Below are 14,755 nucleotides of genomic sequence, written 5' to 3' on the forward strand. Positions count from 1 at the left end.
CCCTTCTCTCCCCCCTTCTCTGAGGAGCACCCGATGCCCGACTCGATGCCCGACTCACCGTCCGACTCGAACCAGCACGTCCCCGGCGGCAAGGTCCTGAGCCGCCGCCGCTTCCTCGTGGCCACCGGCGTCCTGACCGCCGGAGCCGCCGCCGTCGCCGCGTGCGGCGGGGACGGGACATCGGACGGCGGCGCCGTCAAGAAGTCCGGCACGCTCGCGTTCGGCGTCACCTCCATCTCCGACTACCTCAACCCGCTCAGCACCACCTCCAGCCGGGTCCACTGGATCACCGAGTCGGTCGTGGAGTCGCTCTACACCTTCGACGCGTCGCTGGAGTCGGTGCCGCTGCTGGCCGACGGGGAGCCGGAGATCTCCGACGACGGGCTGACCTGGACGATCAAGCTGAAGAAGGGCATCACGTTCCACAACGGCGACGCGCTCACCGCCGCCGACGTCGTCGCCACCTTCGACTTCGTCACCGACCCGAAGAGCACGAGCGACTGGACCACCTACTTCGTCGGCTACGTCAAGAAGGCCACCGCGACCGACGACCACACCGTCACGATCAAGTTGACCACGCCGTTCGGGGTGCTGCGCTCCCATCTGACCAACCTGCCGATCGTGCACCGCGACTTCGTCGCCAAGACCGGTACCACCATGGGCACCGGCCCGTTCTCGATGGGCGCCATCACCCAGGGGCAGCGGGTCGTGCTGGCCCGCTTCGACGGCTACCACGGGACGAAGCCGGCCCTCACCGGGATCACCTTCCAGGCGGTCCCCGACCCGGCGACGCGGATGGTCAACCTCCGCGAGGACAAGATCCAGATCATGACGGACGTCCCGCCGGAGAGCGTCAAGCTGCTGAAGAAGTCCGCCGACGTGAGCGTGCACGAGGTCGCCGCCCCCAAGGACCTCGTCACCTACTTCGTCGCGAACAAGAAGCCGTTCGACGACGTGAAGGTCCGGCAGGCGCTCGCGTTCGCGATGGACCGCAAGGCCGTCCGCGACATCGTCTACGGCGGCGCGGCCGACATCGCCCAGGGCCCGATCGGCCCGGCGACCGAGGGCCACGACGCCGCTCTGAAGCTGTACGGGGAGGCGCCCGACATCGCCAAGGCCAAGGCGCTGCTCGCCGAGGCCGGAGTGTCCGGCCTGGAGTTCACCCTGATGGTCACCAGCGACCCGGTGCTGAAGAACGTCGGGCAGGTGCTGGCGCAGGGCTGGAAGCAGGCCGGGATCAACTGCACTTTGGAGACGCTCGACATCAGCCCCTGGGTGAAGAAGTGGGCCACCGGCGACTACCAGATGGCGATGACGGGGTTCGACGGCGGCTTCGGCGGCGGGCAGACCGCGTTCACGCTGCTGGGCGCGCTCAGCTCCGAGAACCCGCTGAACTTCGGCTACAAGAACGCCAAGGTGGACGCGCTGCTCGCCAAGGCGTGGGCGACCACCGACGACGCCGAGCGCGCCGCCGTCTGCAAGGAGATCAACGGGCTGGTCGCCGCCGACGCCATCGCGATCCCGCCCGTCCACCCCAAGCTCGTCATGGCGCAGCGCACCGAGATCACCGCGCTGGACAAGACGCAGATGAGCGTCAGCCGGATCGACGTGGCCTCGGTGCGAGCGGCCTGATGCGCCGCTCGCGAGAGCGCCCGGCCCCTGCCGCGGGCACCGGAACCGACGACACCGTACCCGCCGCCGGTCCCGGTTCCGGCGGCGGGGCGGCGGGCCGCCGGGACGGCGCGCTGCTGTCGGTCGCGGACCTGTCCGTCTCGTTCCGGACCCGGACGGGAGAGACCCGCGCGGTCCGGGACGTCTCCTTCGATGTGGCGCCGGGCGAGATCCTCGGCCTCGTCGGCGAGTCCGGATCGGGCAAGAGCACGGTGCTGACCGCGCTGATGCGGATGCTGCCCGGCAACGCCGCCGCGTCCGCCGGGCACGTCCGCTTCGACGGCACCGACCTGCTCGGGCTGCGCGAGGACCGGATGCGCCGGCTGCGCGGCGATCGCATCGGCCTGATCCCGCAGCGCCCGATGACGTCGCTGTCGCCGACCACGCCGATCGGCCGCCAGCTCCGCTGGCACCTGCCCGCGGAACCGGGCGTGAAGGCCGGCGGCGGTACGGGCGGAAGGGACGGGAGCGGCGAGGACGACCTGCTCGCGAAGCTGCTGCGCGAGGTCGGGCTCGGCTCCGTCCTGGACCGGCTGGGCGGCTACCCGTTCGAGTTCTCCGGCGGCCAGCTCCAGCGGATGCTGATCGCGGTCGCCGCGCTCGGCCGCCGCCCCGAGCTGCTGCTGGCCGACGAGCCGACCACGACGCTCGACGCGACCGTCCAGGCGCAGGTGCTCCGGCTGCTGCTGGAGCTACGCGACCGGGTCGGGCTGTCCATGATCTTCGTGACCCACGATCTCGGGGTGATCTCGCAGATCAGCGACCGGGTCGGGGTGATGTACGCGGGACGGCTGGTCGAGACGGCACCGGTCCGGGAGCTGTTCGCCGCCCCCCGCCATCCGTACACGCGCGCCCTGATCGGCGCGATGCCGGGCCTGCGTCCCCGGGGCGAGCCGCTGCGCACGATTCCCGGCACGGTCGGCGGCGCGAACCTCCTGCCGGGCTGCCCGTTCGCGCCGCGCTGCGACATGGCCGCCGACATCTGCGCCGAGGAGCATCCGGCCGCGCGCACCCTCGGCGCGTCCACGGTCAGCTGTCACCGAGCGGACGAGGTCCCATGAACGCCATCACCGCGGAGAATCTCACCAAGCACTACCCCGTGCGGTCGGGCGGCCGGGCGAAGGGACGCGTCGTGCACGCCGTCGACGACGTCTCGTTCGAGGTGCCGCCGGGACGGACGCTGGCGATCGTCGGCGAGTCCGGCTGCGGCAAGTCGACGATCGCGCGGATGCTCGTCCGGCTCGTCCGCCCGACCTCCGGCCGCGTCCTCGTCCAAGGCGAGGAACGGATCGACGCCCGCGCCATCCAGCTCGTGTCGCAGAACCCCTGGTCGGCGCTCAACCGCCGCAAGAGCATCCGGCACGCGCTGGAGCAGCCGCTCGCCGTGCACGGCCTGGCGACCGGCCGCGCCGCCCGTACCGCGCGGGCCGAGGAGCTGCTCGGCCTGGTCGGGCTGTCGCCCGACTACCTCACCCGCCGGCCCGGTGGGGTGAGCGGCGGCGAGCTGCAGCGCGTCACGGTCGCGCGCGCCCTCGCGGTCGAGCCGGAGGCGCTCGTGCTGGACGAGCCGACCGCCAGCCTGGACGTCAGCGTGAAGGCGCTGCTGGTGAACCTGCTGCTCGACCTGCAGCGGCGGCTCGGGCTGAGCTATGTGCTGATCACCCACGAGATCGAGATCGCCCGGCACATGGCCGACCAGGTCGCGGTCATGTACCTGGGCCGGCTCGTGGAGTACGGCGACGCCGAGCAGGTCTTCGGCGATCCCCGGCACCCGTACACGCGGTCGCTGCTGGCGGCCGTCCCCGGCCTCGCCGGCCTCGGGGACGGGGCAGGAGTACCGCCGCCTCCGTTGGCCGGGGACGTCCCGTCGGCTGTCGACATCCCGTCCGGCTGCCGCTTCCACACCCGCTGCCCGTCCGCCGCCGACGCCTGCCGGCGGACCGAGCCCATCCTGGAGGACTCCGGGGACGGCCGCCAGGCGGCCTGCCTCCGCCTCGCGGAACTGACGTCCATCGCATCACCCGCCGCCGACAACGAGCAGACATGACGAAGGAGACCTCATGACCGAGCCCACGCGGGACGGGGGCATCAGCCAGCGGGACGACGGCGGATACGCCACCGCGGACCTGGCCAAGGACGCCTGGACGCTCGGGGTCGTCCAGTCGCGGGTCCATCCGGCCACCGACGACGCGGCGCAGGAGGCCAACCTCGCGCACATGCTGCGGCTGATCGACAACTCCTTCCACACCGGCTTCGGACCCGCCCCCGACCTGCTGTTCTTCCACGAGTTCCCGATCAGTGGCTGGGACCGGTGGACGAAGGCGGAGACCGAGCGGCGCTGCATCGAGATCCCCGGGCCGGAGACCGAGCGGATCTCGGCCAAGGCGCGCGAGCACGGCTGCCACATCGCGTTCGGTGCCTACGTCCGCGACCCGGACTGGCCGGGCCACGTGCTCAGCATCACCACGCTGATCGGCCCCGACGGCGAGATCATCGCCAAGCACTGGAAGGCGCGCAACGTCAAGGGCGTGTTCCGCGGCTTCGAGCTGTTCACCACGACGACCTACGACGTGCTGGACCGGTACGCGGAGATGTACGGGGCGGACGCGGTGCTCCCGGTGGCGCGGACGGGGCTCGGCAACATCTCGATGTCATCCACCCAACTGGAACCGGAGTTGTTCCGGGCACTGGCGATCAAGGGGGCGGAGGTGTTCCTGCGCACCGCCAGCGGCAGCTTCTCGGAGGTGGACGTCCGCGCGTCGGCGCTGCACAACCGGGTCTACTGCGCCATCGTCAACAACTCGGTGCTGGACCGCGAGACGAGCTTCTTCGAGGACACCGGGGCGGGCGGCTCGGCCGTCTACGGCCCGGACGGCCAGGCCATCGCCGCCGCCGACAGCAAGTTCGAGAAGCTGATCCTCGCGCAGATCCCGATCGCGTCGTTCCGGGCGGCCCACCGCCAGCCCGACATCCACTGGGACCTCTACCGGCCGGTGTTCGAGAAGTACACGAGCCGCTTCGAGCCGAACCTCTACACCCCGTACCAGCCGCATGACCTGGAGGACGCCGGCCGCTACCTGAACGGCCGCTCCCGCTGGCAGTGAGCGATCCCACTGATCCCCTCACCCCGCCCGCATCGCGGGCGGGGTGAGGGAAGGGCTCTTTCAGCCCGCCGCGTCAGCCCGTCGCGCCGAGGGGGCGGGCGCCGTCCGGCCACCAGTCGCCCGCACCGTACGGGTCGGCGAGCGGCTGGGAGCCGTGCTCGTGGACGATCCGCCAGCGCTCGCCCTCCAGGCGCAGCAGCCAGGTCATCCGCATCCGGAGCCGGCCCTCATGGCCGTCTCCGCAGACGTCGTAGTCGACGACGCCGGTGACCTGGCCGAGCGAGCCGGACTCGAACACATGCGGGCCCTCGACCCACTGGTAGGCGTCGATCCTGATGGGGGCCTCGAAGTAGGCACGCCACCCCTGCTGGATCCGGTCGCCGCCGCGGGTGGTCCAGCGCGGTCCCTCGGGAAAGACGTAGGCGTCGGATTCGCCGGAGAACGCGTCGAGTACGGCGTCGAGGTCGCGGTCGATGACCGCCCGCAGCATGTCCTCGGCCGCGGCGAGCGGGGTTCCCGCCGGTTTTCCGCCCTGTTCAGCGGGCATGTTCGTGTTCCCTTCGTGGGTCGGCTACGGTTTCGGAAGGGCGCTCGGGGGCGCCTTCCAGTGGAACGGCTTTACACTGAACGAAACAGCCATCACCTCTCATGTCCGGCCGACGTCCGGCCAGAGGATCTGGAAGGAACCACGTCCATGACCAGCACCGTCCGCCCGAGCGAGCCCTCCCCTCTCGCCGAGGAGCGCGGGGGCACCAGCCAGACCATCGCCACGGTGGAGCGTGCCTCCGACGTCCTCATGTACTTCGCGGAGCAGCGGTCGGCGACCCTCGGCGTCACCGAGGTGGCCAACGCGCTCGGGCTCTCCAAGGCGGCGGTGCACCGCATCCTCACCTCGCTGCGCGGGCACGCGCTGATCGAACTGGACGAGTCGACCCGGCGCTACTCGCTCGGCCTCGGCGCGATGAAGCTCGGGATGGCCTATCTGGAACGGATCGACGTGCGGTCGGTCGCCCGTCCCGAACTCGTCGCCCTCTCCGAGCTCACGATCGAGACCGCGACGCTGTCGGTCCGGTCCGGCTGGACGCGCTCGTACATCGACCAGGTGCCGCCGCGCCGCGAGCTGATCATGTCGGTGACGCTCGGCGTCCCCTACCCGCTGCACGCCGGCGCGTCGTCCAAGGCGTTCCTGGCCTTCCTGTCGGACGAGGAGGTGGAGCACTACCTGGCGCAGCCCTCGCTGGAGCAGCTCACCCCGGCGACCATCGCGAACGCCGCCGGGCTGCGCCGCGAGGTCGAGGAGATCCGCGCCCGCGGCTACGCCCGCTCCACCGCCGAGCGGCAGTCGGGCGCGGCGTCGGTCGCCGCGCCGATCCTGGACGAGCGGAACCGGCCGATCGCCGTGATCAGTGTCAGCGGCCCGATCGACCGGTTCACCCAGGAGGCCGAGGCCTGCGCCGAGGCGCTGCTGCAGGCGGTGCGGCGGCTGTCGGAGCGGTTCGGCCACCGTCCCGCCTGACGACCGGCCAGGCACACCGGACCATCCCGGCACGCCCGACCGGCCCGGCACGCCGGGAGAACGTTCGCCGAGGTCACGCATTCAGTACGCCGTCATCCCAGGCTTGACCACACCCAGCACCGCCGCGACGACGACGAGCGTCCAGATGGCCAGGACGTACGGGATGCTGCCCTGCACGGCGCCACGGATGTCACGTTCCACTGCGGGGTCACTGCCCTTGGCGACCAGCGTGCCCCAAGCGGCACCGAACGGCTGGAGCTTCACCCGGATCATCAGGCCGGCGGCGATGCAGAGGGCGTAGGCGGCGACCTTGCCCGCCAGCCACTTGGGGTTGGACGTCACACCGAACGGCTCGTCCACCACGAAGGTGTACGCGGCGGCGCCGAGCAGGACCGCGATGAGGCCGCCGCGCACCACCAGGTCGGTACGGTGCACCAGGTCGCCGAACCGGCCGGGCTTTCGACGGTAGTCGGCGATCACGAGCCAGAGCCAGATCAGCGCGAGGACCCAGATCGCGGCGAGCCGCCAACCGCCGAAGGTGTCGCGGCCGAGCTCGTCAGCGGCCATCAGCGTGATGCCGCTGGGCAGGAAGAGCACCAGGCAGATCCGCGGCGCCATGTCGACGACGTGCATGATCTTCACCGCGACCCCGCGGGCCTCGGTGGACAGCTCCCGCTTCAGGATGAACCGGCTGGAGTAGAAGACGCCGAGGTCGCCGCCCAGCCAGTAGACGAAGAGGACGATGTGCAGCAGGATCGCCCAGCTGTGCAGGGTCCAGCCATGGGTGCCGGTCACGGATCCTCCGTCGGGGGGTAAACGTCAGACTATTATTCGTACCATCATTCCGGTTTTCTCGGAACACCGTTACAGTCGGCGGAACAAAATCACGCACGTGAACGAGCACAGTCGCCGGAACGAACTCTCGGGAGGTCCGATGGGACGAACGATCGACGTACGCGATCCCCGTACCGGGCGCGCGGACCACACCCTCACGTGCGCGGACGCGGCAGAGGTCGGCGCGGCGGCCGCCTCGGCCCGCGCCGCGCAGCCGGAGTGGCTCGCCCTCGGCGTGCCGGGCCGCGTGGCCGCGCTGCGCCGGTTCCGGGACGCGCTCGCGGAACGCGGCGAGGCGATGGTGGCCGCGCTGGTCCGCGACACCGGCCGGCTGGCGGTCTCCCGGCTGGAGGTCGACAGCGTCCTGGCGTCCCTGGACCGCTGGTGCGATCGGGCACCGGGCCTGCTCCCGGAGCCCGGCACCGTCCCGACCTCGATGCCGGGGGTCGGCCTGCGGCAGGATCCGCTGCCGTACGCGGTGACCGGCGTGATCAGCCCGTGGAACTTCCCGCTGCTGCTCGCGATGATCGATACCGTGCCCGCGCTGCTGGCCGGCTCCGCCGTCCTGCTCAAACCGAGCGAGATCACCCCGCGCTTCGCCGCCGTCCTGCGCGACTGCGTCACGGCCGCCGCGCTGGACGGCGTCCTCGGCGTCATCGACGGGGACGGCGCGACCGGCGCGGCCGTCGTCGGCACAGTGGACCTGGTCTGCTTCACCGGAAGCGTGCGGACCGGCCGCGCGGTCGGCGCCGCGGCGGCGGCCAGGTTCATCCCCGCGTTCCTCGAACTCGGCGGCAAGGACCCCGCGATCGTCTGCGCGGACGCCGACCTCGACCGCGCCGCGCGGGCGATCCTGTACGGCGGGGCGGTCAACACCGGCCACTCCTGCATGTCGATCGAACGCGTCTACGTGGCCGAGCCCGCGTTCGAGGAGTTCGTCGGCCTGCTGGTCGGGCGGGCCCGCAAGATCGGCCTGGCCTACCCCGAGGTGACCGACGGCGAACTCGGCCCGGTGATCTCCGCAGCCCAGGTGGCGATCATCGAGGAGCAACTCGCCGACGCGGTCGCCCGTGGCGCGACCGTCCACTGCGGTGGCGAGATCCGCGTCCTCGGCGGCGGCTCCTACCTGGAGCCCACCGTCCTCACCGGCGTCGACCACACGATGAAGATCATGCGGGAGGAGACGTTCGGGCCGGTGCTGCCGGTCATGCCGTTCAGCGGCACCGACGAGGCGGTGGCGCTGGCGAACGACAGCGAGTTCGGCCTGTCCGCCGCCGTGTTCGCCGCCACCACCGAGGCCGCCCTCGCGGTCGGGGAACGGCTGGAGGCGGGCGGGATCAGCATCAACGACGCGTCCCTGACCGGGTTCGTCCAGGACGGCGAGAAGAACGCCTTCAAGTCCTCGGGCCTCGGCGGATCCAGGATGGGCGCCGCCTCCATCCGCCGTTTCCAGCGGCAGCGCTCCTTCCTGATCCGTTCCCCCGAGGACGCGGCGCCCTGGTGGTGGTGACCTGGTGGTGGTGACAGCGCTCAGGACCTCTTCGTCGGGCGGACTTCGATCTCGACACCGGCCGGGCCCCGCAGCGAGGTGGCGTCGATAGGGGCACCGCCCGCCTTGACCAGGTCCGCCAGGGTGGCGGCCGGGTCGTCGGACGCGAACACCAGGCGGCGCAGGCCGAGCGGGCGGCCGGACAGGTCCTCGGCGTCCACCCCGCCGAACGACATGATCTCCAGCCGGGCGGGCGCGTGACCGGGCGAGACGAGGAACGTCAGCCGCAGGGACCCGTCTGCGGGGATCCCGGTCATCCGGTCGAACGGCTCGCCCGACATCTCGCCCTCGAAGAGGATCTGCAGGCCGCCCGCCTCGACGAAGAAGCCGACGGCGGCGTCGTGGTCGGCGGGAACGATCACCGCGGTGTGCAGTTCGCCGTGCGGCCGGGCGGGGTCCCCCTCCAGCGCCGGGCTCGGCCGGTGGCCGCCGGCGACGGCTCGCGGGATCGTCCACCAGACGCCGTCCGCGCCGAGCGCGACGAACTCGCTGAGCGTCGCGGCGCCGTAGGGGTAGGTCACCCGGTCGCGGGACCGGCCGCCGGCGGCGTCGATGGCGGCGGCCGTCCGCTCCAGGTCGCGCGAGTAGATGCCGAGCAGGCGCGGCCCGATGTCCCAGAGCCTGGGGGCGGGCAGGTCGGGGGCGTCCGGCGCCGCCACCAGCCGGAGCCGTCCGGTGTCGCCTCCCGGTGCGCCGAGCAGCGCACCGTCCGCGTCCCGGTGCAGGACGTCCAGGCCGAACGCGCGGGTGTGGAAGTCGACGGACGCGGCGAGGTCACGCGTGGCCACCACGGCCTCGATGACGGCTCCGAGCGGCATATTTCCTCCAGTGGAACAATGTTTCATTTCGACGGCAACCTAGGCCGGGGTGTTCGCAGGCGTCAACCGTCCACCTTCCAGCGAAGCGCCATGACCTTGCACCGGAACGCCATCACGGGCACCATGGAACCAGATCAGTGGAACATTGTTCCTTTAAACGGAACGAAGGAGCGAGCGTGCCGACGGATCAGCAGGTGCGGACGGATCAGCGGTACGACCTCGTCATCGTCGGAGCCGGTACCGGCGGCATCCCGTGCGCCATCGAGGCCGCGGCCCGGGGCGCACAAGTCCTATTGGTGGAGAAGGACTCCCGGATCGGCGGCACCCTGCACACCACCGGCGGCCACATGTCGGCCGGCGGCACCCGGCGGCAGCGGGAGCGCGGTATCGAGGACTCTGTGCAGGAGCACATCGCCGACATCGAGCGGATCAGCGGCGGCACCGCCCGTTCCGACCTGGTCGAGCTGGCCGCCCGGCACGCTCCCGAGACCATCGACTGGCTGGACGCCCAGGGATTCGAGTTCGCGGCCGAGTCGCCCCGGCTGGTCTACGGGCACGAGCCGTACGGCATCCCCCGGACCCACTACGGCAAGGACGCCGGCCTCTCCATCCTCGCCGTGCTCCGGCGCCTGCTGGACGAGCAGATCGCCGCCGGACGCGTCGACCTGTGGCTCGGCAGCGCCACGATCGGCCTCACCGAACGGCCCGGCGGCACCCCGAGCGTCACCGTCCTGCGCAACGGGGTCGAGGAGGTCGACGTGCATGCCCCGGCGGTCGTGATCGCCACCGGCGGCTTCGCCTCCGATCGGGAACTGTTCGAGGAGATCGAGGGAGCGACCCTCGTCAGCGCCGCGCATCCGACGTCCACCGGCGACGGCATCGTCATCGCGCGGGAGGCGGGCGCGGCGATCGCCGGACGCGGCCAGTACCTGCCGACCTTCGGCGGGCTCCCGCACCCCACCACTCCCGGCAAGGCCTACTACGACGAGCGCCCACTGCTGATCGCCTCCGAACGCCCCCCGTGGGAGATCTACGTCGACCGCACCGGCCGCCGGTTCGTCGCCGAGGACGAGCCCAGCATCGACCTCAAGGAACGTGCGCTCGCCACCTCCGCCGACGGGACGTTCTGGACGGTCTTCGACGACACGGCGCGGCTCGCCTCGGTCCCGATGGTCATCGGCTGGAGCCCCGACGATGTCGCGGCCAAGGCGGGCGTGCGCCCCGGCATCCACAAGGCGGACACGCTCACCGAACTGGCCGCCCTCACCGGCATCGCCCCGGACGGCCTCACCGCCACCGTCGAGCGTTACAACGAGGCGGTCGAAGCCCGGCACGACGCCGAGTTCGGCCGCACCCATCTGCCCGCCCCCATCGCGGAACCCCCGTTCTTCGCCATCCAGAACCACGCCATCACGCTCATCACGTTCTCCGGCCTGGACGTCGACGAGCAGCTGCGCGTGCGCCGCACCGACGGCACCCCGATGGACGGGGTCTACGCCGCCGGCGAAGTGATCGGCGCCGCCGCCACCTGCGGCAACAGCTTCTGCGGCGGCATGCTCGTCACCCCGGCCCTCTCCTTCGGCCGCCTACTGGGCAGCCGCCTGGCCCCCGCGCGAGCCGATTGACCGCGCGGGGTCGAAGCTGGCGGGCTCATCCGGCGGCCAGTCCGTTGCCGATGATCCAGCCCATGCCGAAGGCGGAGAGCAGGCCGTTTCCTGACAGGTAGCCGTCGGAGTGGGGGCCGGCCAGGCCGCAGGCGGTGCCGCCGCCGGCGTACAGGCGGGGGATCGGTGCGCCCATGCCGTCCAGGACACGGCCGTACGGGTCGATCACGAGGCCGCCCTGAGTGGCGAGCAGGCCGTGGGTGACCCAGGCGAGATGGTACGGCGCGGTGAGGTGGCGGCGGCCGGGCAGCGGGGTCAGGGCGCGCTCGGTCTCTTCGAGCGTCCGGCCCAGCGAGGCGGCCAGGTCCTCGATGGTGGGGCTGTCGTGGATGGCGCCTGCGGCGAGGGATTCCCGCATCATCTCCGACTCGCGGGTGGCGGCCATCGCGGTGGCGTCCCAGATCATCGCGGCGCGTTCGCCCGGCTGCCGCGCCAGGATGCCGGCCATGGACGAGTAGCCCTTGGACTCCTCATCGACGAAGCGCTCGCCGTCGAGGCCGACCAGGACCGCGCCGTTGAACGGCAGCGCCGGGGACACCCGGGTGCCGTGGTCGACGACGACGAGGCCGGAGCGCAGGCCGGAGCCCATGTTCCGCACCTGCCCGCCGAGACGGCGCGCCCAGGCGAGCCCGTCGCCGGTCGAGGTGGAGACCCCGCCGTAGAAGGGGGTTCCGATGTGGGGCAGGTGCTCCTTGACCAGGGCCTGGTCGCCTGCGAAGCCGTCGGTGGCGAGGACGACGGCTTCTGCCCGGACGCGTTGCAGGGAGCCGTTCTGAGAGATGACGACGCCGGCGACCTCGCCGTCGTGGGACACGAGGTCGACGGCGGGGGCCTCGTCGACGAAGGCGATGTTGTCGTGGGCTTCGAGGAGGGCACGCAGGTGGCGCATGAGACGGGCGCCACCGAGCCGTCCGGTGTCGGTGTGCAGGCGCGGGGCCGTCATGCCCGCGCGGGGCATGTCGGCGCCGAGCTCGATGGGGTAGCCGGTGTCGGCGATCCATTCCACGAGTTCCGGGGCCGCCGCGCAGAGCGCCTCCACCACCGGGCGCCATTCCTCGTCGCCGCTGGCGCGGAGGATGTCGTCGGCGTGCCGCCGCGGCGAGTCGTCGATACCCGCGGCCGCCTGCCAGCGGGTGCCTCCGGCGGCGAGAGAGCCCGAGGAGATGGCGGCGTTGCAGCCCTCGCGGGTGGACTTCTCGAAGACGGCGACGATGAGGGCGGGATCGCGTGCCGCTCGGAGGGCGGCCATCACACCGCACGCCCCGCCGCCGACTATGGCGACGTCGACCTCGGTGTCCCAGCCGTCCGCTGTCACGTGAGGGTCCTGCTCGTACCGTAGAAGTCCCGCGCGGCGTCGATCAGCGGGCGGGGCGGGCGCGCGCCGTAGAACCCCTTCCGTGCCGGGGCGAGCCCGCTGGTCTGGAACTGGGCCGCGCGCAGCTCCGCGACGCGGACGCAGGTACCGAGGGAGTCGAGCACCGGCACGTCGTCGACCCGGGACAGTCCCTGGTCGGCGAGGAACACGTTGAGCGGTCCCTCGCCGGGGACGATGACGTTCGCGCCTGCCTCGATCGCTTTGCGTGCGGCCCGGACGAACGCGTCCAGCAGGGGCTTCGGGTCGGCGTACGCGGCCATCACGTCGGTGAACTCCGCCTCGACCTGGACGATGGGGCCGACGAGCTGGTCCAGCCTGTAGTTGCGCAGGTTGCGGCGCAGTTGGGGTTCCAGGGCGCCGATGAAGTTGACGATCCCGACACGGTCGCCGAGCGCACCTGCCATGAGTACCGAGGTCTGGCCGAACGCGACGACCGGGATGTCGACGACCGTCCGGACCTCCTCGTACGCGGTGTCGGGGATCGTCGCGATAAGGAAGGCGTCATATCCCTCGTCCTCCGCCCGCAGAGCGGCGTGCACGAACTGCTCCTTATGCAGCCCGGCGAGGTAGGCGTAGCCGATGTGCGTCCCCGGGTAGTCCGACGGGTACGTGCCGGGCTTCATCCCGTGAAAGTCGATCTCGGTGCCGGGACCCGCCTGTGACCGCAGGTGGCGGGCCAGCGCGTCGCGGTAGTGCGGTACGTCATCGAGGACCGTGAACGATTGGTGCCAGATCCGCATGCTCACGCCCCCGCCATGAACGCGGCCGCGTTCACTCCGGCGATCCGGCCGAACGTCGCGCCGCGCAGCACCGAGGTGGAGCCGGTGTAGTTGGAGTAGTACAGCCCGGTCAGCTCTCCCGCCGCGTACAGGCCGGTCATGGAACGGCCGTCGCGGTCGACGACCTCGGCGGCGGCGGTGGTCTTGAGGCCGCCGAAGGTGAAGACGTTGGCCGCCATGATCGGGTACGCGGCGAACGGCCCTTGCGCGATGGGCCGGCTCCAGTTCGACTTCGGGGGGACGCTCCCGTCAGTTGCGAGGCCGTCGGTCGCGAGGCCGTCGGGGATGGTGGGGTCGAAGCCGTCCGAGGAAGGGCAGGCGGCGTTGTACGCCTCGATGGTGGTTTCCACGGCCGCGACGGGCAGTCCCAACCGTGATGCGAGTTCGCCGATGCCGCCGGCGGTGACCGGCGGAATGTCGGTGCGGACGCCCGCCATCAGGTTCGGCACCGCCAGCCCCTGCTGATCGAGGATCACCCAGGCGATCCCGTCGGTCTGGTCCTGGATGGCACGGGTGGTCCGCTCGTACCAGGCGTCGACGGTGCCGCGCGCCTCGTCGACGAACCGCCGCCCCTCCTTGTTGATCAGCACGCCGTACGGGAAGCAGAAGATCGCGGCCTCGGCCTCGCCGCTGCGCGGGTCGACCGGCTCGGCGTGGAAGAGGGCGAAGTTCCCGGCGGTGGCGGCGCCGAGCGCCAGCGCCATCTCCAGCCCTTCACCCTTGTTGTAGTTGCCACCCCTGGCGACGGGACGGCAGGTCAGCGCCCTGTCGCCGTGGTAGCGGGCCATCAGTTCGGCGTTGCCCTGGTAGCCGCCGCTGGCGAGGACGACGGCGCCCTCGAACGTCGCGGGACCGCCGGAGGTGTGCGCGAACACACCGCTGACGCCCCGTTCAGAGAAGGTGAGCCGGCGGGCCGTGGTCTCGAAGTGGAACTCCACACCGAGCCCGCGCGCGACCTTGCCCATCGTCTCCACGATGGCGAGGCCGCCGCCGACCGGCGCCATCCGGGTCGTCGACCGGGTGAGGAACGGGGTCGGCATGAAGTCGAACCGGACGCCGTGGCCCGACATCCAGCGCAGCGTCGGCGGCGCGCTCTCGGCCAGCGTGGCGACGTAGTCCGGGTCGATGGTGTGGGTGGCGCGGTAGAGCGCGCTCTGCCGCCGGGGCGGGAGCACCGCGTCGTCGACGACGGACGGATCGGGGTGCCCCATGAAGTCGTCCACGAGGGCGTCCTCGAAGCCGTCCGCGACCTCCTCCGCCGACTTCATCCGCAGGAACGCCTCGGTGTGGCGGGTGTTGCCGCCGGTCTCGGCCTCCGGGGAGCGCTCCAGAACGGCGACGCGGGCGCCGTCCTCGGCCGCCGCGACCGCGGCCGACAGGCCCGCGACTCCGCCGCCGACCACGACGACGTCGTACCGGTGGGTCTGCTCGGTCATGATCGGCCC

Annotated in this window: 13 protein-coding genes; 7 read left to right on the plus strand and 6 right to left on the minus strand. The window is 71.7% G+C overall.

Translation table 11 applies throughout. The features are described 5' to 3' along the window. The first annotated feature begins 33 nt into the window (after nt 1–33). The 4 genes from ACH34Q_RS23260 to ACH34Q_RS23275 are packed head-to-tail and all read left to right on the plus strand — an operon-like array spanning nt 34 to nt 4,775. Nucleotides 34–1,632, plus strand: a complete 1,599-nt coding sequence (locus ACH34Q_RS23260) for an ABC transporter substrate-binding protein (protein WP_395985132.1) — start codon at nt 34–36, stop codon at nt 1,630–1,632. Continuing rightward, the gene (locus ACH34Q_RS23265; RefSeq protein ID WP_395985133.1) at nt 1,632–2,732 is read left to right on the plus strand and encodes an ABC transporter ATP-binding protein; all 1,101 of its coding nucleotides are present in this window, start codon (nt 1,632–1,634) and stop codon (nt 2,730–2,732) included. The genes ACH34Q_RS23260 and ACH34Q_RS23265 overlap by 1 nt, the downstream gene beginning before the upstream one ends. Then, nucleotides 2,729–3,718, plus strand: a complete 990-nt coding sequence (locus tag ACH34Q_RS23270) for an oligopeptide/dipeptide ABC transporter ATP-binding protein (protein WP_395985134.1) — start codon at nt 2,729–2,731, stop codon at nt 3,716–3,718. The genes ACH34Q_RS23265 and ACH34Q_RS23270 overlap by 4 nt, the downstream gene beginning before the upstream one ends. Before the next feature lie 13 nt (nt 3,719–3,731). Continuing rightward, nucleotides 3,732–4,775: a nitrilase-related carbon-nitrogen hydrolase gene (locus tag ACH34Q_RS23275; RefSeq protein ID WP_395985135.1), complete on the plus strand. Its 1,044-nt coding sequence runs from the start codon at nt 3,732–3,734 to the stop codon at nt 4,773–4,775. 73 nt (nt 4,776–4,848) lie between these two features. On the opposite strand, the gene ACH34Q_RS23280 is transcribed toward ACH34Q_RS23275, so the two are convergent. Continuing rightward, the gene (locus ACH34Q_RS23280) at nt 4,849–5,322 is read right to left on the minus strand and encodes a nuclear transport factor 2 family protein (RefSeq protein ID WP_395985136.1); all 474 of its coding nucleotides are present in this window, start codon (nt 5,320–5,322) and stop codon (nt 4,849–4,851) included. A gap of 147 nt (nt 5,323–5,469) precedes the next feature. Here ACH34Q_RS23280 and ACH34Q_RS23285 point away from each other — a divergent pair, with 147 nt between their 5' ends. Continuing rightward, nucleotides 5,470–6,291 (plus strand): IclR family transcriptional regulator, encoded by an 822-nt coding sequence (locus ACH34Q_RS23285; RefSeq protein WP_395985137.1) that lies wholly within the window; start codon nt 5,470–5,472, stop codon nt 6,289–6,291. An 81-nt stretch (nt 6,292–6,372) separates the two neighbouring features. Here the strand turns inward: ACH34Q_RS23285 and ACH34Q_RS23290 are convergent, their stop codons facing one another. Then, nucleotides 6,373–7,086 carry a hypothetical protein gene (locus ACH34Q_RS23290; RefSeq protein ID WP_395985138.1) on the minus strand — a complete coding sequence of 238 codons (714 nt, stop codon included), beginning with the start codon at nt 7,084–7,086 and terminating at the stop codon, nt 6,373–6,375. Between the two features lie 139 nt (nt 7,087–7,225). Here ACH34Q_RS23290 and ACH34Q_RS23295 point away from each other — a divergent pair, with 139 nt between their 5' ends. Next, nucleotides 7,226–8,635: an aldehyde dehydrogenase family protein gene (locus ACH34Q_RS23295; RefSeq protein ID WP_395985139.1), complete on the plus strand. Its 1,410-nt coding sequence runs from the start codon at nt 7,226–7,228 to the stop codon at nt 8,633–8,635. A 20-nt stretch (nt 8,636–8,655) separates the two neighbouring features. Here ACH34Q_RS23295 and ACH34Q_RS23300 read toward each other — a convergent pair whose 3' ends face one another. Beyond that, nucleotides 8,656–9,492 carry a VOC family protein gene (locus ACH34Q_RS23300; protein WP_395985140.1) on the minus strand — a complete coding sequence of 279 codons (837 nt, stop codon included), beginning with the start codon at nt 9,490–9,492 and terminating at the stop codon, nt 8,656–8,658. A gap of 176 nt (nt 9,493–9,668) precedes the next feature. Between ACH34Q_RS23300 and ACH34Q_RS23305 the strand changes: the two genes are divergently transcribed. Continuing rightward, nucleotides 9,669–11,117 carry an FAD-dependent oxidoreductase gene (locus ACH34Q_RS23305; RefSeq protein WP_395985141.1) on the plus strand — a complete coding sequence of 483 codons (1,449 nt, stop codon included), beginning with the start codon at nt 9,669–9,671 and terminating at the stop codon, nt 11,115–11,117. 25 nt (nt 11,118–11,142) lie between these two features. Here ACH34Q_RS23305 and ACH34Q_RS23310 read toward each other — a convergent pair whose 3' ends face one another. From ACH34Q_RS23310 to ACH34Q_RS23320, 3 genes are read right to left on the minus strand one after another with little or no spacing between them, the layout of a single operon-like run. Then, complete coding sequence (locus ACH34Q_RS23310; protein ID WP_395985142.1) at nt 11,143–12,471, minus strand: FAD-dependent oxidoreductase; 1,329 nt, start codon at nt 12,469–12,471, stop codon at nt 11,143–11,145. Beyond that, entirely contained in the window at nt 12,468–13,271 is an 804-nt protein-coding gene (locus ACH34Q_RS23315) for an aspartate/glutamate racemase family protein (RefSeq protein WP_395985185.1), read from the minus strand. The genes ACH34Q_RS23310 and ACH34Q_RS23315 overlap by 4 nt, the downstream gene beginning before the upstream one ends. A gap of 2 nt (nt 13,272–13,273) precedes the next feature. After that, on the minus strand, nt 13,274–14,746 hold the full coding sequence (locus ACH34Q_RS23320; RefSeq protein WP_395985143.1) for an FAD-dependent oxidoreductase: 1,473 nt from the start codon (nt 14,744–14,746) through the stop codon (nt 13,274–13,276). Nucleotides 14,747–14,755 lie beyond the last annotated feature (9 nt).

Origin of the sequence: Actinomadura sp. 9N407 (assembly GCF_044326315.1) — a bacterium.
Taxonomy (GTDB): Bacteria; Actinomycetota; Actinomycetes; order Streptosporangiales; family Streptosporangiaceae; genus Spirillospora.

Bases quoted from the DNA above. Each gene is read 5' to 3' on its own strand.
- ACH34Q_RS23260 (WP_395985132.1), top strand. From the start codon at position 34: ATGCCCGACTCGATGCCCGACTCACCGTCCGACTCGAACCAGCACGTC.
- ACH34Q_RS23265 (WP_395985133.1), top strand. From the start codon at position 1,632: ATGCGCCGCTCGCGAGAGCGCCCGGCCCCTGCCGCGGGCACCGGAACC.
- ACH34Q_RS23270 (WP_395985134.1), top strand. From the start codon at position 2,729: ATGAACGCCATCACCGCGGAGAATCTCACCAAGCACTACCCCGTGCGG.
- ACH34Q_RS23275 (WP_395985135.1), top strand. From the start codon at position 3,732: ATGACCGAGCCCACGCGGGACGGGGGCATCAGCCAGCGGGACGACGGC.
- ACH34Q_RS23280 (WP_395985136.1), bottom strand. From the start codon at position 5,322: ATGCCCGCTGAACAGGGCGGAAAACCGGCGGGAACCCCGCTCGCCGCG.
- ACH34Q_RS23285 (WP_395985137.1), top strand. From the start codon at position 5,470: ATGACCAGCACCGTCCGCCCGAGCGAGCCCTCCCCTCTCGCCGAGGAG.
- ACH34Q_RS23295 (WP_395985139.1), top strand. From the start codon at position 7,226: ATGGGACGAACGATCGACGTACGCGATCCCCGTACCGGGCGCGCGGAC.
- ACH34Q_RS23300 (WP_395985140.1), bottom strand. From the start codon at position 9,492: ATGCCGCTCGGAGCCGTCATCGAGGCCGTGGTGGCCACGCGTGACCTC.
- ACH34Q_RS23315 (WP_395985185.1), bottom strand. From the start codon at position 13,271: ATGCGGATCTGGCACCAATCGTTCACGGTCCTCGATGACGTACCGCAC.
- ACH34Q_RS23320 (WP_395985143.1), bottom strand. From the start codon at position 14,746: ATGACCGAGCAGACCCACCGGTACGACGTCGTCGTGGTCGGCGGCGGA.